Source organism: Sphaerochaeta globosa str. Buddy (assembly GCF_000190435.1).
GTDB lineage: Bacteria > Spirochaetota > Spirochaetia > Sphaerochaetales > Sphaerochaetaceae > Sphaerochaeta > Sphaerochaeta globosa.
The window spans coordinates 2,083,221-2,098,390 of sequence record NC_015152.1; the positions used below are offsets into that span (position 1 = coordinate 2,083,221).

13 protein-coding genes are annotated in these 15,170 nt (G+C 49.9%); 6 read left to right on the forward strand and 7 right to left on the reverse strand.

Annotated features, from left to right (window positions below; genetic code table 11):
* Positions 1-29: 29 nt before the first annotated feature.
* The 3 genes from SPIBUDDY_RS09720 to SPIBUDDY_RS09730 are packed head-to-tail and all read left to right on the forward strand — an operon-like array spanning position 30 to position 2,547.
* Positions 30-593 carry a hypothetical protein gene (locus SPIBUDDY_RS09720; protein ID WP_013607585.1) on the forward strand — a complete coding sequence of 188 codons (564 nt, stop codon included), beginning with the start codon at positions 30-32 and terminating at the stop codon, positions 591-593.
* Entirely contained in the window at positions 590-1,591 is a 1,002-nt protein-coding gene (locus tag SPIBUDDY_RS09725) for a caspase family protein (RefSeq protein ID WP_013607586.1), read from the forward strand. Before SPIBUDDY_RS09720 ends, SPIBUDDY_RS09725 begins: the two co-directional genes overlap by 4 nt.
* 26 nt (positions 1,592-1,617) lie before the next feature.
* Positions 1,618-2,547: a caspase family protein gene (locus SPIBUDDY_RS09730; RefSeq protein ID WP_013607587.1), complete on the forward strand. Its 930-nt coding sequence runs from the start codon at positions 1,618-1,620 to the stop codon at positions 2,545-2,547.
* Here SPIBUDDY_RS09730 and uvrB read toward each other — a convergent pair.
* From uvrB to SPIBUDDY_RS09750, 4 genes are read right to left on the reverse strand one after another with little or no spacing between them, the layout of a single operon-like run.
* Positions 2,532-4,601 carry an excinuclease ABC subunit UvrB gene (gene uvrB / locus SPIBUDDY_RS09735; RefSeq protein ID WP_013607588.1) on the reverse strand — a complete coding sequence of 690 codons (2,070 nt, stop codon included), beginning with the start codon at positions 4,599-4,601 and terminating at the stop codon, positions 2,532-2,534. The genes SPIBUDDY_RS09730 and uvrB overlap by 16 nt on opposite strands.
* Before the next feature lies 1 nt (position 4,602).
* The gene (locus tag SPIBUDDY_RS09740) at positions 4,603-5,895 is read right to left on the reverse strand and encodes a S1C family serine protease (protein WP_013607589.1); all 1,293 of its coding nucleotides are present in this window, start codon (positions 5,893-5,895) and stop codon (positions 4,603-4,605) included.
* Positions 5,896-5,930: 35 nt separating this feature from the next.
* Entirely contained in the window at positions 5,931-6,902 is a 972-nt protein-coding gene (locus SPIBUDDY_RS09745; protein ID WP_013607590.1) for a carbohydrate kinase family protein, read from the reverse strand.
* Positions 6,903-6,913: 11 nt separating this feature from the next.
* On the reverse strand, positions 6,914-7,720 hold the full coding sequence (locus SPIBUDDY_RS09750; protein WP_013607591.1) for a phosphohydrolase: 807 nt from the start codon (positions 7,718-7,720) through the stop codon (positions 6,914-6,916).
* A gap of 77 nt (positions 7,721-7,797) precedes the next feature.
* On the opposite strand from SPIBUDDY_RS09750, the gene SPIBUDDY_RS09755 reads away from it, so the two are divergent.
* From SPIBUDDY_RS09755 to SPIBUDDY_RS09765, 3 genes are all read left to right on the forward strand, one after another.
* Complete coding sequence (locus tag SPIBUDDY_RS09755) at positions 7,798-8,322, forward strand: hypothetical protein (protein WP_155816093.1); 525 nt, start codon at positions 7,798-7,800, stop codon at positions 8,320-8,322.
* An 86-nt stretch (positions 8,323-8,408) separates the two neighbouring features.
* Positions 8,409-10,097, forward strand: coding sequence for a glutamine--tRNA ligase/YqeY domain fusion protein (locus SPIBUDDY_RS09760; protein ID WP_013607592.1), 1,689 nt, complete (start codon positions 8,409-8,411; stop codon positions 10,095-10,097).
* Positions 10,098-10,150: 53 nt separating this feature from the next.
* Positions 10,151-11,389 carry an amidohydrolase family protein gene (locus tag SPIBUDDY_RS09765; RefSeq protein WP_155816094.1) on the forward strand — a complete coding sequence of 413 codons (1,239 nt, stop codon included), beginning with the start codon at positions 10,151-10,153 and terminating at the stop codon, positions 11,387-11,389.
* Positions 11,390-11,438: 49 nt separating this feature from the next.
* Here the strand turns inward: SPIBUDDY_RS09765 and rbr are convergent, their stop codons facing one another.
* The 3 genes from rbr to SPIBUDDY_RS15720 all read right to left on the reverse strand — a co-directional run bounded on the left by rbr (position 11,439) and on the right by SPIBUDDY_RS15720 (position 15,085).
* A complete protein-coding gene (rbr, locus tag SPIBUDDY_RS09770) occupies positions 11,439-11,981 on the reverse strand; it encodes a rubrerythrin (RefSeq protein ID WP_013607594.1) in 543 nt (180 codons plus the stop codon).
* Between the two features lie 11 nt (positions 11,982-11,992).
* Positions 11,993-12,397, reverse strand: coding sequence for a Fur family transcriptional regulator (locus SPIBUDDY_RS09775; RefSeq protein WP_013607595.1), 405 nt, complete (start codon positions 12,395-12,397; stop codon positions 11,993-11,995).
* 138 nt (positions 12,398-12,535) lie between these two features.
* Positions 12,536-15,085 carry a class I SAM-dependent methyltransferase gene (locus SPIBUDDY_RS15720; RefSeq protein WP_172634194.1) on the reverse strand — a complete coding sequence of 850 codons (2,550 nt, stop codon included), beginning with the start codon at positions 15,083-15,085 and terminating at the stop codon, positions 12,536-12,538.
* Positions 15,086-15,170: the final 85 nt, after the last annotated feature.

The following is a 15,170-nucleotide window of genomic DNA, read 5'->3' on the forward strand; positions in this document are numbered from 1 at the left end:
ACAAGCCACATTTTCTGTATACTGAGTATATGAGAAGACACTGCCTCACGATCCTCCTTCTTACGCTTACTGTCTTCCCCTTGTCAGCTCAGACCACAGGGTACTATTACTCGGCCACTGCCTCAGCTTCCGAGTATCTGGGAATCCCTCATTTCGACGATGAGATTCCCGCCCGTTCCTCGTTTGCAGCACTTGCATCTGTTGGATTGCTTGGGTATCAGAGAGAACGCTGGGATGGTTCTTTGGAACTGCAGTTCCTCTCCGTCAGCCAGTCTCTTCCCTTTGGCCTGTACCGCAGCAGAGGTTTCAATTCCTTAGGTTTCGCCATACGATCACGATTCACCTTAACCGATGCCTTCTCACTCTATGGTCAGATGGGGACCGAAATAAACTTTTACCATAAAATCGAGGAAGCCTTCGCTTCCTTCTCATTGCAGGTAGGAGGACAGTTGCTTCTTCTTCAAAACCCCACCTACCAACTCTTTCTCACGTTTCCAGTCTCTTTACACCTGAGAAAAGAAATTACTGCCATACAAATGGGTGTGGGGTTACGTTATCACCTCTTCCCTTACCATCGAGGGGGCCCCCAATGAGAAAACTCATCCCCCTGCTGCTCAGTCTGCTACTCCTTCTCAGTTCTTGCGAGCTGTTCTATGATGAGGCTGAGTTGGGGGATGTGTATGTGGTTTCAATCGGAATCGACTATAAGAATGAGCCAAATGATTCCAATGAAACAGGTATTTTACCCAACCTCAGAGGAACCGTTCCCGATGCGAAGGAGTTATTTACTGTTCTTAAGGACATCACCCTCCGAACTGGAAGGAATTGGCATGGATACTTGCTCCTGCAAGAAGGTACAGATCACAGTACTGATACCTTTTCCACATTTGATCCAGATACAGGAATCTACGCATCAAAAACTCATTTATTCACTGTTCTCACCACTATCAAGAGCCAAGCGCAACCAGAAGATCTGGTAATCATTACGTACAGCGGTCATGGTATTGCTGAGAATGGTGATATGGTCATGGCTCACACAACCAGCACGGGAGGTGTGGCAATAGAGCCACTGAGGATTTCCCCTTCTCTGCTCATTGATCAATACCTTGTTCCCATCCAGGCAAAAAAGCTACTCATCCTGGATAGTTGCGTCAGCGGTGTCTTTGTTCCCGAAAGTGAATCCAGCCTCAGTACTGTCCTAGACAGCAACATTGATGATTGGTATGCAAAGTTCTGGGAAAAATCGATGTATGGGCTTCCTAATCTCTTTGTAATGACTGCCAGTGCACTTACTGATTCCTATGAGATAGATTTGGACTCGAGTTCGAACGAACATGTACATGGTGTCTTCAGCACCGCACTCCTTGAAGCTTTGGGCTGGAATCATCCCCATGCAACAGACCTAAACATAGTAGATCCTAATACGCCCCCAGCCATACGTGGTTCCGATCTCACCGTCGATTCCCTCTATGCCTACATCAAGAAGCATCAGAGTCTTCCAGTACGATGGAACATCTTTAAACCTTCCCGAAATTACCAACACCCCCTGGTCTCAGGTGGAGCCATGGATATGGTCTTGTTTCGCTTCTGAAGTAAAAGGTATACTCCCTAACCTCTATGCATATGAAACACCTACTCTTGCTTCCTTTTGTTCTCCTTTTCTTCGGTTGCGAACTCATGTATGAACCGTTGCAACAAGGCAAGGTCACGCATGTGGCGATCGGACTGAACTATCGGGGGACTAACGTAAATCCACTTTCAGGAACGATCAACGACGCCAGAGAACAGGAGCAGGCGTTTGGCCTTCTGTTTGCACAGCGAATCCATAACAGTTATCTGATGCTGCAAGAAGGCAGTGGTGATGGTTCGTATGACAATCTGGCTTCACCACTGCTTCCTACAAAAGAAAAGGTAGTGGATTTGCTTGAAGCATTGGTAAGCGAGCAACAAGAGCAGGACTTGCTCATAATCACCTATAGCGGACATGGCATGGAGGATGGTTCTTGGGTATTGGCACCGGATAATGCATCGGGCACCATCTTTCTGGATGCAACCAACCTAGATCCATCACTGCTGTTCTCGGTAGATGAGCTGTTTGCCCTGATCGCCCCTTCGGTGGGAAATACTTTGCTCATCATCGATAGTTGTTATGCAGGAAATTTTGTACAGGAAAGCGGATCATCAGTTTCTCTTATTGATCCCAAGCACATCCTCTGGGATGCATACAAGACCTATTTCGGCGAAGGAACCTATGAAAACAAGGTATTTGTCATGGCGGCCACTACCGCCGACAACACAAGCAAGGAGCCTTACAGCGGTACCCATATCCACGGATATTTCACCGAAGCCCTTCTTGCAGGGCTCGGATGGGATGAAGAGACACAAAGTTTAGTGGCAACTCCTATTACAGTGAGTATGGACGGACTGTACCACTACATCCTGGAAAACCAACGCATAGGGCTCTCCATACGCGATGCAGGTGTCTACCAGCACCCAACCATCAACGGCGGGGCGCTGGACTTGGTCTTGCGTCAAGAGGAAAACTGACCCTCGCGAATGGCGGCGATCTCATCGCGGATGATGGCAGCACGTTCAAACTCAAGGTTCTTGGCAGCTTCCAGCATCTCCTTCTCCAAGGCCTTCACATACTTCTTGCGGTCATTGGCATTGAAAAGGTTGTATCCACTCTTGAGAATGGTAAGATCCTGCTTCTGGATCTCCTTTGTCACTTCCCTCTCCCGCTCGAGAATATCCTGAACGGCCTTGACGATCGTGGTCGGAGTAATGCCATGCTCTTCGTTGTATGCCGTCTGAATGGCCCGCCTTCGGTTTGTCTCACCGATGGATTCTTCCATTGCAGAACTCATGCGGTCTGCATACATAATGACCCTTCCCTCAGAGTTACGGGCTGCACGCCCGATAATCTGAATCAAGGAAGTGGTTGAACGCAAGAAACCAATCTTATCAGCATCCAGAATGGCAATTAAGGACACCTCGGGTAGGTCCAATCCTTCTCTGAGTAGGTTAATACCTACCAGGATATCAAAGACGCCGAGGCGGAGGTCTCTGAGAATCTCCACTCGTTCGATGGTATCTATTTCTGAATGCAAGTATCGTACTTTCAAGCCAAGGGAAGCAAAGTAATCTGTTAGATCCTCACTCATCTTCTTTGTCAGGGTGGTGACCAAAACTCGTTGCTTCTTCGCAATTACGCTTCGTATTTCACCATACAGATTTTCCATCTGGCCTTCGGAGGAACGCACCTCTATCTGAGGATCCAAGAGACCGGTAGGTCTAATTACTTGTTCCACTATCTGCGAACTTAAGCCAAGCTCAGTCTTTCCCGGTGTTGCAGAGACATAAATACGCTGTTGCACCACCTGCTCGAACTCGACAGCCTTCAAAGGCCTGTTGTCCAAAGCTGAGGGAAGCCTGAAACCATAATTGACTAGATTAAGCTTGCGTGAGCGATCTCCCTCATACATGGCACCTACCTGGGGAAGAGTGACATGCGACTCATCAATGAACGTAACAAAATCAGGGGGGAAGTAATCGAGCAAGACTGCAGGTCTCTCCCCTACTTTGCGGTCCGACAACGGCCGGGAATAGTTCTCGATGCCCGAACAGTATCCAATTTCCTCCAGCATCTCCAAATCATATTCGACTCTGGTCTTGATACGTTCCGCCTCAAGAGGCTTGCCCATGCTGTTGAAGTACTCCACCTGGTCTTCCATCTCACTGCGGATTTTGCCGATGGCTGCCTTCACCTGCTCAGGGGGCATGACAAACTGCTTCGCAGGATAGAGGGTGTAGCTATCCACCATCTCCTGCTTCTCCCCCGAGACGGGGTCGAACCATTGGATCGAGGCGATTTCATCCCAATCGATGGAAATTCGCACTGCGTTTTCCAAGTACGAAGGACAGATTTCAATAATATCGCCCTTCACCCGGAAAGCACCCCGCTTCAGAATTGCATCGTTGCGTTCGTATTGCATCCTCACCAGTTTTTCGAGGACATCGTGATGCTCAAACTGATCGCCCTTGGTAAAGGTATGAACCATATCACGAACAGAGACCGGGTTGGCCAAACCAAAAATACAGCTCACGGTAGCCACAACGATTACATCACGGCGCTCCATCAAGGAAAAAGAAGCCGATAGCCTGAGACGGTCGATTTCTACGTTGATATCGGCATCTTTCTCAATATACAAATCCTTACCGGGCACGTACGCCTCCGGCTGGTAGTAATCGTACGTTGATACAAAGTACTCAACTGCATTGTCGGGAAAAAAAGACTTGAACTCCCGATAGAGCTGGGCGGCCAAGGTCTTGTTGTGGGAAAGCACCAACGTGGGGCGTTGTACCTGCTCAATGATCTTTGCCATTGTATAGGTCTTTCCACTTCCGGTCACACCCTTGAGCGTTTGGTACACATCACCCTGTACCAACCCTGCACTGAGCTTTTCAATAGCCTGTGCCTGATCGCCGGACGGGTCATAAGCAGAGACAACCCTGAAGGGCTTGTTCTGGAAGGAAACATCACCATGGACATTGGTGATAGATTCCCCACCCCATCGTTCATCTACTTTCATTTCTTCCATATTATCGTACCAATGCGCTTACATGCTGCGCCGTTCGTTCGATGAGCTCTACATCCATCTGTTTGGTCTCACCTTTGCGATTCACCGTCACCCGTGCCTTCTGTCCGCTTCTCAGCGGCAGTAAAGCGAGATAGAGATCGTTGAGGTCCTCGACCACTTCACCGTTTACACCGGTAATGATGTCACCACCGAGGTATATCACACTTGAACCGTACTGGACCATCTGCGCCCCACCCTTTATTCCTGCCTTGTCGGCAAAACCCCCATTCACCACTTGGCTGACCAATACACCTTTATCAACTGAAAGCTTTGCATACGCAACCAACTGGGGCGATAGCTGCACTGCCGCCAAGTCAAGCCAACCACGACTTACCTTGCCCAATTTTATCAGATCGGGGATCACGGCGATGGCCGTATCGATAGGAATGGCAAAGTTCATGCCCTGGGAGCTTCCGGTAGTGGAATAGATGGTACTATTGATACCGATCACCTCACCGCGGCCGTTGAGCAAAGGACCACCACTGTTTCCAGGATTGATCGAGGCATCGGTCTGGATGGCGTTCATGATAATCTTGCCGTCGCTGGTACGCACAGGTCTATTCAGGCCGCTTACCACACCGACGGTCATTGTACGGTCATAGCCGAAGGGGTTGCCGATGGCAATGACTTTCTGCCCAATTTTCAGTTCTTCACTGGTGCCCAAGGTAATGGGATACAGGACAACATCCTTTTCAACATTGATTTTGATGACCGCCAAATCATCCTCGTTGTCTATGCCGACCAACTTGGCTGAGTACGTACGGTTGTTATACAACCCCACCTTCAGGCTTGCAGCCTTCTCAACCACATGGGCATTGGTAAGGATGTAGCCGTCGGAGGAAAGGATAATCCCACTTCCGGTACCTTGGGCGGGTAGCACATCCATGAATGCATTCACCTGAGCTTCCGCAATCGTGGTGATGTGCACCACACTCTTGTTTACGTTCTCATAGACACTGATGTTTTGCTTTTCATCCGCACTATAGACCCAAGCTTTTTGTTCACCTTCAAAGAGAATTAAGCCATCTTCACCATGGAAAATATTGGCAACAGGAACTCCTGAAATACTCAGAAGCCCTTCAACACCCTCTGATTCCACCACCCCTTTCAGAACTTCTGCAAGTTCTTTGTGGCGCTTGTCCTCGCTGATGGAATTCGTCCAATGAATCAGGATAAAGGCAAAAAATATCGAGGCCGTCCCGATAAGAATGGCTAGCAAGATACGGATGACTAGACTGCGTGTATTGCGAAGCATGAACCTAGTGTACTTCCAAAGGAGACGCTAGGCAACTATTGGCTGGACAGCAGTGTCTGTACTTCCAATTTTGTAGGTGGGTCGCAACCACGACGTGAACAGTTTATGGCACTTGCGGCTGTGGCCCAGCGCAGAGCATCCTTGATCAAGCTTTCGTTGAGCTCTCCAAGCAAAGGAGTCTGACCATCCGAGCCAAAGCAATCCCGTTCATGCAAGTAGGAGAGCAATGCACCGCTGAAGGTATCCCCGGCCCCCACGGTATCGATGACAGGCAAATCCACAATCGGCATGCTGGTTGCGCCCCCCTCAGGGGTAAACCAGATGCTTCCTTCTCTGCCCAACGTCAAGATGACATGCATCGAGTAGTCCTTGGCAAGCTTTCTGGCTTGTGCTCGGACATCCGTATTCGGATAGAGATAAGCCAAGTCCTCATCACTGAGCTTGACTATGGAGGCAAGACCAAAAGCCTCCTGTATGCGCTTTTTATAGGATTTCTCATCGGCAATTACCGCCGGTCGTACATTGGGATCGAGGAATATGATGGGACGCGGTTCATACTGCCTCAATGCAGCGAGGATTGCGTGGCAACCGGGTTCGAGAGCCAAAGCAAGCGACCCAATATGTACAACCCTGAGATCGGAATGTTCGCTCAGAACCGCAAGCAGTTCTTCCTTACCCAAGGTGACCGGAGCCGACCCTTCCCAATAGAAAGCATAGGTAGCCTTCTTTTGTTCATCCAATGAAGCGAATGCCAGCAAGGACGGCTGCGGGGCAGCGCATAGACTGGGGTCGAACAACACCTGGTTGTCAACCAAGTGTTCCAAAATCCTCTTGCCGAACATATCCTGGGAAAGCTTCCCCATAAAGCCAACGGAAGTGCCTTGCAACGAAGCTGCTGTTGCTGCATTCAAGCCGCACCCGCCTACATGAGAATCGAAGCTGACCGTTGAACCTTCAGCCTTCTGGGAAATGAAATCCACCAAAGCCTCACCGATGACACCTATCATTGCATTCTCTCCTACAAATACCGTTTCTTTTCTTGCCCGATGACTCCCGCATACACCTGGACATACTGCCTGGCGGGGCTCATGGAAATTTTAGGCAGCAACACTTCCTCAATCTGGAAAAATCCAACATCACTGGACATGAGCACATCGATAAGGATCGGTGCCCCTTCGCCCTTGCTGATGGTTACTTTCTCAATGGAGTTTGCTGAATACTTGTGGATGTCACCGGTCTTCGGACTGGTAATGATGCTCATAGGAATTCGGGCCCTGCCCTTCTCCATGTCGCATCCGTCGGCAACCAGCAGCAAACCCGCTTCCAATGAGTGGACTTTCCTATTCGCCATATGACCCAACACACCTTCAGTTGCAATCGAAATGATGGCAATGCGACGACTGAGCGAATCAGGCAACAAGACTTTCAGCAAGCGGTCCATGATCGGGCGCGCGATGATGAGACCCGTCAACTCATGCTCGCTCCTGCCTACGCTCATGCCCAGGTCATGAAGGAATGCTCCAAGCAGCAGAGCACAGAGGCTGTCCTCATGGCTGCCGGCATCCTCCTGCTGTAGCGATGTCCGTACCGATTCAGCCTTTAGCAGGGAGAGCATTTTCACTACGTTCACAGCCACTTGGCGCATATGTACCGGTCCGTGATCGTTATAGTTCAATCGCTTTATCGATACGCTGTTCGCATATTCCTGAATTGCCTCAATTTCCGGGTCGCTGATGAGCAGCTGCGCGAGCGTGTAGCTATCAGATCCCTGTTCAAGCAGGGAAAGCAGTTGTCGTTCCAGATGGTATTCTTTTGGTGACTTCATACCATAAGACTACAACAACTTCATTACAACGGAAAGAGTCTGTGGATAAAATGAGACAAACTGCCTATACTGGGATTATGAGACGAATCACAATGCGCGACTTTCGCTGGATGGGCAGCCCCTTGGTGTGGGAGAAGGATTATCGACACGTGAAGCTGGAAGTGCAAGCACATATGTGCCTGCCAACCGGCCCTATGCTTTTGGCAGTCAGCGACGAATCCTTTCAATTTGAGGCTGCGTTGAACGTTCCCCCCGAGGGAGGATTTGCTGGTTTGTGTGTCTACCATCTGGATACAACATTTGCGGCTGTGGGATGCAATCGCAAAGCAATTGAGATCCATACCTCAATTGGCGGTCATCGCAGCAGAAGCTCTCTTGCACACGCTTTTGAAGCAGACGAGATCACGTGGCTGCTGAAGCGAACTGAAGCACAAGTGGCGATCGGCTATCGAAGGGAAAAAGGGAAAGAGGAAGTCTGGATCGGGTATTTCAACCTCCCCGGCACCGAACAATCCATCAGCTTCGGTCCCTATTTCTCGAATGCGACCCAGCAAAGCATGCCGGGTTGGATGCATTCAGTACAGTATACCAAAGAAGCATAACCTCTACTGGTTCAAGCATTGCGCTTATGCTACTATGAGCTATCTTCAAACGAGCCCCTTTGGAAGGGCATAAGGAAGGATTTGTCATGGACGAACGAACTGAGGAAAAAACACCCCTCAATTTTCTTGAGCGAATCATTGAGGACGACCTTGCGAACAACAGGGTCCCCGACAACACCATAGTAACCCGTTTTCCCCCGGAACCAAACGGGTATTTGCATATCGGTCACATCAAGTCGATATGCCTGAATTTCGGTCTTGCTGAGAAATACAAAGGCCGCTGCCATCTCCGCCTCGATGACACAAACCCCGAGAAAGAGGATATCGAGTACAGCGATTCCATCAAGCGGGATATTCGCTGGCTCGGTTTCGATTGGGGCAAGTATGAGTACCATGCCTCCGACTACTATCCGCAGCTGTACGAAATTGCGGTGCGGTTGATCAAGGAAGGGAAAGCCTTTGTTGACAGCCTTAGCTTCGCGGAGATGAAGGAGTACCGAGGAACATTGACCGAGGGAGGCAAGAACAGCCCGTATCGGGATAGGAGCGTTGAGGAAAATCTCAGGCTCTTTGAAGAGATGCACCAGGGCAAGCACCCAGAAGGATCGTTGGTTCTCAGGGCGAAGATAGACATGTCCAGCCCGAACATCAACCTTCGCGACCCTGTGCTCTATCGGATCAAGTTTGCATCCCACCCCCGAACCGGGGATACATGGTGCATCTATCCGATGTACGACTTTACTCATCCCATCAGTGATGCTATTGAAGGCATCACCCACTCAATCTGCACCCTGGAGTTCGAGGACCATCGTCCTGCGTACGACTGGGCAACAGCCATTGACGACATCGAGCATGCGCCCCATCAGTACGAGTTCGCCCGCCTTAACATCAACTATTTGGTGATGAGCAAGAGAAGGCTGCTCAACCTGGTGAAGCTTGGCATCGTAGACGGATGGGACGATCCGCGTATGCCTACCATCAGCGGTATCCGAAGGCGTGGGTACTCCCCTGAATCGATGAAGGATTTCGTCAGCCGCATCGGTGTTGCCAAGGTAGAGAGCATGGTGGATTACTCTCTTCTGGAGTTCTGCGTCCGTGAAGACCTCAACAAACGTGCAGAACGGTTGATGGTTGTCCTGGATCCCTTGAAACTGGTCATCGACAACTATCCCGAGGGCAAGGTTGAGTACTTTGAGGCTGTAAACAACCCCGAAGATCCCAATAGTGCCACTCATACAATTCCGTTCTCACGGGAATTGTATATTGAGCGGGAAGATTTCATGGAAGTTCCGGCCAAGGGCTACCATCGCCTGTATATCGGCAATGAGATCCGCCTCAAATATACATACTATGTCACGGCCAATTCTGTGGTGAAGGATGAACAGGGCAACATTGTCGAGGTGCATTGCACCTACGACCCTGAGTCCAAGGGGGGAACAACCCCTGACAATCGCAAGGTGAAGGGAACCAGTCACTGGGTCAGCGCCTCAGAGGGTGTCACCATCGAGACTCGCCTGTATGACAAACTCTTCATGACCGAGTATCCTGGTGAAGCGAGCGGCAACTATCTGGATGACTTGAATCCCGATTCCTTGAAAATTGTCACCGACGCAAAGGCTGAACCTGAGATACTCAATGCCAAAGTCGGCGATTACCTGCAATTTATTAGAAACGGGTATTTCTGCAAGGACAACCATAGCGAAGGCCTGGTTTTCAACCGAACCGTTACGCTTAAGGATTCCTGGGCCAAGCTCAAACAGAAAATGGGTATGTAATATTTGCGTTGAGGGGGACGATGTACGTCCCCCTGCTTGCAGGGGAGAGAATAATGAACTATTTCTTCGACCAGCACTTCCATGTCATGCACATTTCCCATCCGAATCTCATCAGTTTCTTCTCTTCGCTGGAGTCCGGCATTCCCGATCTCATCACCAGCGGAGCACTCTCCCCCAGCTACATTCTCACAACCAAGAATCGTAAAGGCCCGATACTCCTCAACCGATTGACCAATACACTTACCACCTTCGAGCAGACCATCGGCCAAACCTTGGTGATGATGGAAGATGACTTACAAGGCGTGTTTGCATCACATGAAGAAGGAGCGCCCAGACCCGAGCTTCCCTATATCAGGGACGGGAAAATGCATATGCGTGGGAGAACCTACGATAAACTGGCTATGTGCCCGCTTCTGATGGATTTCTCCAGCAACCAAATCCGCAAGGAAAATCTCTATTACCCCACTCCCAATGAACAAAAAATCCTCGACTATGTACAAGATACGCTTCAAGGATTTGCTTATTATCGTAAGGAAAAGCCTGATGGACTGTTTGAGTTTTTTCCGTTCCTCGGAATCAATCCTCCGGTGCACTCCCTCGATTTCATCAAGGAGTTATTGGAAACCTATGTGACTACGGATGGAAAGAAAAAACAAACCAAGCAATTCTATGGCATCAAGTTCTATCCGCCCCTAGGATATGATCCTTGGCCGACCGATGAGATGGAGAGGGAGAAAGTCCTGTATATCTATGATTTCTGCAACCAATACGGCATCCCGATCATGACGCATTGTGATGACCAAGGCTTTCGAGGAGTTCCAGCCAAGGAAGCCTGGAAGTACACTGCACCATCGGCCTACAAGCCGGTTCTGGCCCGCTTTCCGATGCTTAGGATTGACTTTGCCCATTATGGCTGGCAATATACTCCGCTGCAGAAGAATCCCCTTACTATGTTTTCTGGTCTGACCAGCAAAATCCCCGACTCAACATGGTTCTATGAGATTATCGAGCTGATGCAGCTCTATCCAAACATCTATGCCGATGTCTCTTTCAGCGGAACCAATGGGGACTTCTATGCTTTGTTTACCAACTATTTGAATTCATTGGATGAAGAAAAACGGCAGACTATTCTTTGCCGTTCGCTTTTCGGTTCCGATTTTTCAGTCAATCTGATGAAAGTGGAAAGTTATACCTCCTACTATCGGATGTTTGAGCAATCGCCACTGTCCGATGATGAGGTGCATGCGATGGTTTCAACCAATCCAAGCCGCTTCATGAAATTCGAAAGCTAAAAAATAGGCAGGCCGATGGCCTGCCTCTCTAGCGCTACACTGATTTCGCTTAGTAATTCTTGGCAACAATCTCGAAATATGCTTGGGGATGGGCGCAAACAGCACATATTGCAGGGGCTTTCTTGCCAATGACGATATGACCACAGTTGGAGCACTTCCACATCTGGTCTCCCTCACGACTGAAGACCAACGAACCTTCGACATTCTTCAACAAGTCAAGATAGCGCTGCTCATGATGCTTCTCAATCGCTGCGACCATCTCAAAGAGGGTTGCAATCTTATTGAATCCTTCCTCGCGGGCAATCTTGGCAAAACCGGAATACATTTCGGTCCACTCATAGTGCTCGCCGGCGGCAGCATCCTTCAGGTTAGTAGCGGTAGTATGAATCTCTCCACCTTCCTGCAGGAGCTTGTACCAAATCTTGGCGTGTTCCTTTTCATTGGCAGCAGTTTCCTCAAACAGATTGGCGATCTGAACATACCCTTCCTTCTTGGCCTGGGAAGCGTAATACGTGTACTTGTTGCGTGCCATGGATTCACCTGCAAACGCAGTATTCAGATTGGCTTCCGTCTTTGATCCTTTCAATTCCATACCTTACTCCTTCACTGCTTTTCGGCAGCATGCTTTTTTTGGCAATCGGGGCAAACCCCGTTGAACACTATCTCGTAAGATTCAAGGACATATCCAAAGGTTTCAACATTCTTTGCGCAAAGGTTGATATCGTCAAACATCTCAATGTCACTCACCTGCTTACAATCAGTGCATTGGATATGGTAATGATTTCCCAATGTACGGTCGAAATGGTCAGGGCCACCAAGAACACGGATACGTTTTACCTTTCCTTCATCAACCAGCATATTCAAATTGCGATATACCGTCGCTCGACTGATGGAAGGATGCTTCAGCACAATGTTCTCGTAAATTTGTTCAGCATTAGGATGATTGGTTGCAGTAGTAACTGCGTCCCATACCAGTCCCTTCTGTATTGTCTGTCGCTTCTCTTTCATGGAATTTCCTAAATGATATTGAATCTCAATAATTATGATAGTCCAAGCTAAACACAGTGTCAACAAGATACTGGAAAAACCGGGCACCCAACAAGAAACCCCAGGTAAACCTGGGGCTTCCTGTACAACAGGAATCACTTACTTATCTTTGTTTTTCCCATCTTCATCGAGCCAGAAGAATGAATCATTCTCGTTCTCTCCCCGTGTCTTGGTTTCACGGAACTTGTCAAAACCATAGGGTTTGGGGGAAGATTTACGTTCACGCTTCACTCTTGCATCTGCTCCTATCTCATCACGTGGTGCTGAGAATGCAGGACGATCTTCGCTTCTGCGGAATGCAGGACGTTCGGGCCTGTCGCCGTAGGGTCTTCTCTCTTCACGGTCGCCGGCTGGGCGGTCGCGGAATGAGGGACGATCACCAAAGGGCTTGCGGTCGTCGCGGTCATGGAACGAAGGACGTTCGGGCCTGTCGCCGTAGGGTCTTCTCTCTTCACGGTCGCCGGCCGGGCGGTCGCGGAATGAGGGACGATCCCCAAAGGGCTTGCGGTCGTCGCGGTCGCGGAACGAAGGACGTTCGGGCCTGTCGCCGTAGGGTCTTCTCTCTTCACGGTCGCCGGCTGGGCGGTCGCGGAATGAGGGACGATCACCAAAAGGCTTGCGGTCGTCGCGGTCATGGAACGAAGGACGTTCGGGCCTGTCGCCGTAGGGTCTTCTCTCTTCACGGTCGCCGGCCGGGCGGTCGCGGAATGAGGGGCGATCACCGAAGGGCTTGCGGTCGTCACGGTCGCGGAACGAAGGACGTTCGGGCCTGTCGCCGTAGGGTCTTCTCTCTTCACGGTCGCCGGCTGGGCGGTCGCGGAACGAGGGACGATCCCCAAAAGGCTTGCGGTCGTCGCGGTCGCGGAACGAAGGACGTTCGGGCCTGTCGCCGTAAGGTCTTCTCTCTTCACGGTCGCCGGCTGGGCGGTCGCGGAATGAGGGACGATCACCAAAAGGCTTGCGGTCGTCGCGGTCGCGGAACGAAGGACGTTCGGGCCTGTCGCCGTAAGGTCTTCTCTCTTCACGGTTACCGTAGGAGGGACGGTCGCCTGCGGGACGGTCACGGAAAGACGACGGCCTCTCGCTTCTGTCGCCATAGGGTCTTCTCTCTTCACGATTGCCGTAGGAGGGACGGTCGCCTGCGGGACGGTCACGGAAAGACGACGGCCTCTCGCTTCTGTCGCCATAGGGTCTTCTCTCTTCACGATTGCCGTAGGAGGGACGGTCGCCTGCGGGACGGTCACGGAAAGACGACGGCCTCTCGTTTCTGTCACCATAGGGTCTTCTCTCATCACGGTTGCCGTACGCGGGGCGACGGTCATCATGACGAGGGCCTCTCTCTTCATTGCCTGTTCGCTCACGATCCATTCTTGGAGAGCGGGTAGCTTCAGTCTGTTCTGCTTCCCCGTCCTCTTCAAAAAGCGGAGCAATATCTTCATCATCCCAGTGAAGGGTCAAAAGGTCGTCTTCTACTTCATTGGCTTCGGTTTCATCAGCAGCTTCTTCAGTATCCTGTTCAAGATCAGAGGACTCTTCTTCCTGTACGGCTTCATCTTGTACACTCTCGGCAACTACGGCTTCTTCCTGTACAATTTCTTCTTGTGCACTCTCTGCTACTACGACTACGTCTTCTTGTACAGCTTCTTCTTGTGCAATCTCTGCTACAATTTTCTCTTCCTGTACTTCAATGTCTTTCAATGCTTTTTCTTTTTTCATACTTTCTACATCCACATGTTCTTCACGCTGGTCATTGCCAGCTTTTTTCTCAACGGTCCGCAGATCTGCTGCAGTTATCCGTACATCCTGTTGCTTTTGCAGCAACCACGTCCTCGCCGTTCCGAGACGGCGGGTAAACCCAGGGGCTACGACCTGTGTTGTTATCTCTTGAACTTCAAATCCTCGAACTGCTTTCGTGTCCATCCTGAATGTTCCCAGATTTGTTGAGAACACCAGCTTTCCTTCCCTCGCCAATAGTGCATTCAGCACTTTCATCCAACGCTGATAGTCTCTTTGGACATCAAAATCATAATCCATCTTCCTGCTGTTGGAAAAACTCGGTGGATCGAATACGATCAGGTCATACACCTTTCCACTCGAAAGCGCCTCAACAACATATTGCCACGCATCAGCGGCAATACAAGGATACATTACTGTGCTATACCCATTGTCAGCAAGATTCTTTTGTGCCCATGCAGTATACGTACTGGACAAGTCCACCGACTCAACGCTGGTGGCTCCTCCCCGGGCTGCATAGACCGAGAAAGCTCCTGTATAGGAGAATAGGTTCAGTACCCTGCAACCCTGGCTCACCGACTCAACCATCATCCTGGTAAGCATGTGGTCAAGAAACAAGCCAGTATCAATTCGCTTGGTCAAATCTACAGTAAAGAACAATTCATTCTCTGTGACTTGTAAAACCAACGAAGTTTCGCCCTGCAAGCTGTGTTGTTCCTTGCCGACCCGTTTCGGTCGACGATGGAAAATCACACGGTCTGCCTGAATGTAAAGCATACGGGAGACGATATCGCAGCATATCAACTCCTCTTCTTCATCCAAGCCCTCATCACTGTAATCGGTGACCCTTGCATAGGGACCATAGAGATCCACAGTAACCGGAAACCTTTCAAGGTTTCGATCATATACTCTCATACAAGTCGTACCGCTCTTAAGCATCATACGGCGCATTTTGAGAGCATTACCTTTCAAAATCTTGCTAAAATCCTTCTCTGTGTAA

Coding starts and splice junctions, on each gene's coding strand:
- SPIBUDDY_RS09760 (WP_013607592.1), top strand. CDS start 8,409: ATGGACGAACGAACTGAGGAAAAAACACCCCTCAATTTTCTTGAGCGA.
- SPIBUDDY_RS09720 (WP_013607585.1), top strand. CDS start 30: ATGAGAAGACACTGCCTCACGATCCTCCTTCTTACGCTTACTGTCTTC.
- SPIBUDDY_RS09730 (WP_013607587.1), top strand. CDS start 1,618: ATGCATATGAAACACCTACTCTTGCTTCCTTTTGTTCTCCTTTTCTTC.
- rbr (WP_013607594.1), bottom strand. CDS start 11,981: ATGGAATTGAAAGGATCAAAGACGGAAGCCAATCTGAATACTGCGTTT.
- SPIBUDDY_RS09740 (WP_013607589.1), bottom strand. CDS start 5,895: ATGCTTCGCAATACACGCAGTCTAGTCATCCGTATCTTGCTAGCCATT.
- SPIBUDDY_RS09725 (WP_013607586.1), top strand. CDS start 590: ATGAGAAAACTCATCCCCCTGCTGCTCAGTCTGCTACTCCTTCTCAGT.
- SPIBUDDY_RS09775 (WP_013607595.1), bottom strand. CDS start 12,397: ATGAAAGAGAAGCGACAGACAATACAGAAGGGACTGGTATGGGACGCA.
- SPIBUDDY_RS15720 (WP_172634194.1), bottom strand. CDS start 15,085: ATGAGAGTATATGATCGAAACCTTGAAAGGTTTCCGGTTACTGTGGAT.
- SPIBUDDY_RS09745 (WP_013607590.1), bottom strand. CDS start 6,902: ATGATAGGTGTCATCGGTGAGGCTTTGGTGGATTTCATTTCCCAGAAG.
- uvrB (WP_013607588.1), bottom strand. CDS start 4,601: ATGGAAGAAATGAAAGTAGATGAACGATGGGGTGGGGAATCTATCACC.
- SPIBUDDY_RS09765 (WP_155816094.1), top strand. CDS start 10,151: ATGAACTATTTCTTCGACCAGCACTTCCATGTCATGCACATTTCCCAT.
- SPIBUDDY_RS09750 (WP_013607591.1), bottom strand. CDS start 7,720: ATGAAGTCACCAAAAGAATACCATCTGGAACGACAACTGCTTTCCCTG.
- SPIBUDDY_RS09755 (WP_155816093.1), top strand. CDS start 7,798: ATGAGACGAATCACAATGCGCGACTTTCGCTGGATGGGCAGCCCCTTG.